Source organism: Pseudoroseomonas ludipueritiae (assembly GCF_014490445.1).
Classification (GTDB): domain Bacteria; phylum Pseudomonadota; class Alphaproteobacteria; order Acetobacterales; family Acetobacteraceae; genus Pseudoroseomonas; species Pseudoroseomonas ludipueritiae.
On the sequence record NZ_JACTUZ010000286.1, the window covers coordinates 1 to 2,678 of the forward strand.

The following is a 2,678-nucleotide window of genomic DNA, read 5'->3' on the forward strand; positions in this document are numbered from 1 at the left end:
CATCGGTGCCCTGGAGCAGGAAGCGGTTGCCGGCGGGGCGCAGCGGCTGCCCGGCCAGCCGCAGCAGCGTGGCCAGCGGCGCCTGCGCCACCCCGGCGGGCAGTTCATAGATGCCGGGGCGCGTTACCTCGCCCGCCACGGCGACGGTGGCGCCCAGCGGCGGCACCACCACGCGCTCGCCTTCCCGCAGCATCAGGTCGGGGTTCCCGGCCTCGCCGGCGATGACGCTGTAGAGGTCGATGATGCGGCGGCCACGTGGCCCTTCCACCCGGATGGCGCGCAGCGAGCCGGTCTTGCGCACGCCGCCGGCCAGCATCAGCGCATCCAGCACCGAGGCCAGGGCGGGCACGGATTGCATGCCGGGCCGCGCCACCTCGCCCGCCACCAGCACGCCCACCTGCCGCACCTGCCCCACCGAGACATAGGCTTCCGAGCCGCCAAGCTCCTGCGCCACGCGTGCCTCGATATCGGCGCGCAGCGCGCCCAGGCTGCGGCCGGCGGCGATGAAGGGCGGCAGGTCCGGCAGCAGCAGCGTGCCGTCGCGGTTGACGCGCAGCGTCACGCTCTGCCGCGTACGGCCACGGATGGCGATGGAAACCTCGTCGTCGCGGCCGAGGATGTAGTCGTCCGGCAGCAGGCCCATGGTGGCGGGGGCCGGGGCGGTGCCGGGGGCGGTCTGGAAGGTGTCGTAGCCGAACTGGCGCAGCACCGTGTCCAGCCGCGCGGCATAAAAGGCTTCCGTATGCGAGAGCGGCTGTTCCGCCGGCGCTGGCATGACGGGGGGCGCGGCGGGATGGGCCGGCGGCGGCGCTGGCATCGGGCGGGGCGGTATGGCCGCGAGAGGAGCGCCAGCGCCGGGCCCGGTGCCGGCGGCATCCAGGATGCGTTGCAGGATATCCTGCTGCACCGCCGGCGGCAGCGCCGGCACCGGCAGGCCCCCCGGCAGCGTGGAGGGCAGGGAAGGCGGCGACAGCAGCGGGCTCGGCACCCCGCCGCCCGGCGTATTCTGCGCCCATGCGGGCAGCGTTCCGGCCAATGTGGCCAGAAGCGCCAGCGGCAATCCGGCGGCTCGCAGCCGGCGGTGGGGCGGGCGTGTCACAGTTTGCCGGGATCGGTCGGGTCTGGTCATGTGAACGTGACCAAGCACTCGCTATATTGTGAACGCAGTCATATCATTCCGGGTATGCCGATCCAAGCACGCATCCCAAGGACGCTGCTGCTGGCCGATGCCGCCTGGCGGCTTGGCCCGCGTGCCCTTGGGCATTACGGGCTGCACCGGCTGTCGCTGGCCTCCGGGCAGGCGGCGCGGCGGCTGGCGGATGCGGTGGCGCCCGGCGGCCCCTTTCTGGCGGATCTGCCGCCACCGGCGGCCCCGCTTCCGCCGCAGGCATGGCAGGCGAAGCTGCGGGCAAGGCTGGCCGTCCTGCCGCCGCCCCGCCACCACGGGGCCTTCGACCCCCTGGCACCAGCCCTTGGCATGGACCTCTTCCGCCCAGGCGATGTGCGGCCGGTCTGGGAAGCCGGGCGCCTCGCCTGTCTGCCGCAACTCGCCCAGGCTGCCCGCCTTTGGCCGGAAGAGGGCCACCAGGCGGCCCTGGAAGCCCGCCTGGCCGCATGGTGCGCCGCCAACCCGCCCTTCCGTGGCCCACACTGGGCCTGTGGGCAGGAAGCGGCGCTGCGGGCGCTGCACCTGGCCCTGGCCCTGGCGCTGCTGGGGCAGGACCGCGCCCTGGCACCCGGGGCGCGGGATGTCCTGGCGCTGCATGCCCGCCGCATCGGCGCCACCACCCATTACGCCCAGGCGCAGGACAACAACCACAGCATCAGCGAGCCCGCCGGCCTTTTTGCCTGTGGCCTGCTGCTGGGCGATGCCGCGTTGCGGGAAGGTGGCGCCCGCGCGCTCTCCGCTGCCCTGGCGCGGCTGGTGGCCGCCGATGGCGGCTTCGCCCAGGTTTCCACCGGCTATCACCGGCTGCTGCTGGATGTGCTGGCGATCGTGGAATGGCTGCGGCGCCGGCATGGCGCCCCGGCCTTTCCCGCCCCCTTCGCGGAACGCGCCGCCGCCGCCGCCCGCTGGCTGGCCGGACTGGTGGCGCCGGATGGCGCGCTGCCGCGCCTCGGCCACCAGGATGGTTCCGCCTTCGCCGACCTCGCCCTGGCCGGGCCGGATGACGCGAGCGGCAGCATCGAACGGGCGATGCGCCTGTTCGCCGGTGCCTCCGCCGGTTTCGCCGAGGAACCGGGCTGCGGCTGGCTGGCGCTGCCCGCCGCCCCGGGTTTCACGCCACCAACCTTCTGGCGCGCCGCCGGCAGCATGGGCTGGCGGCGGGATGGCGCCCACGCCCTGCTGCGCACCGGCCCGCTGCGCTTCCGCCCCGGCCAAGCCGACCTGCTGCATTTCGAACTGTGGGACGGCGCCACCCCAGTGCTCACCGATGCCGGCACCGGTGCCTACAACCCCGCCCCCGCCGACCGCTGGTGGCTGGCGTATTTTTCCAGCGCCGCCGCCCATAACACCATCACCTTCGATGAACGGGAGCCGATGCCGCGCGCCGGCCGCTTCCTCCACGCCCGATGGCCGCGCCTGACCCCGCTGCCGGATGGCGCGGCGCTGCGGGATGCCCATGGCCACCGCCACGCCCGCCGCGTCAGCGCCGAGGGCCGGCTGTGGCGGGTGC

General features: G+C 74.6%; 2 protein-coding genes. One reads left to right on the forward strand and one right to left on the reverse strand.

Features of this window, described 5'->3' with window-relative positions; all coding sequences use genetic code 11:
- A partial coding sequence (locus IBL25_RS25605; RefSeq protein WP_238940668.1) for a polysaccharide biosynthesis/export family protein occupies positions 1-1,060 on the reverse strand: 1,060 nt, incomplete at its 3' end.
- A 123-nt stretch (positions 1,061-1,183) separates the two neighbouring features.
- Here IBL25_RS25605 and IBL25_RS25610 point away from each other — a divergent pair.
- Positions 1,184-2,678, forward strand: a 1,495-nt coding sequence (locus tag IBL25_RS25610) for a heparinase II/III domain-containing protein (protein ID WP_187781269.1), incomplete at its 3' end; no start/stop codon positions are given.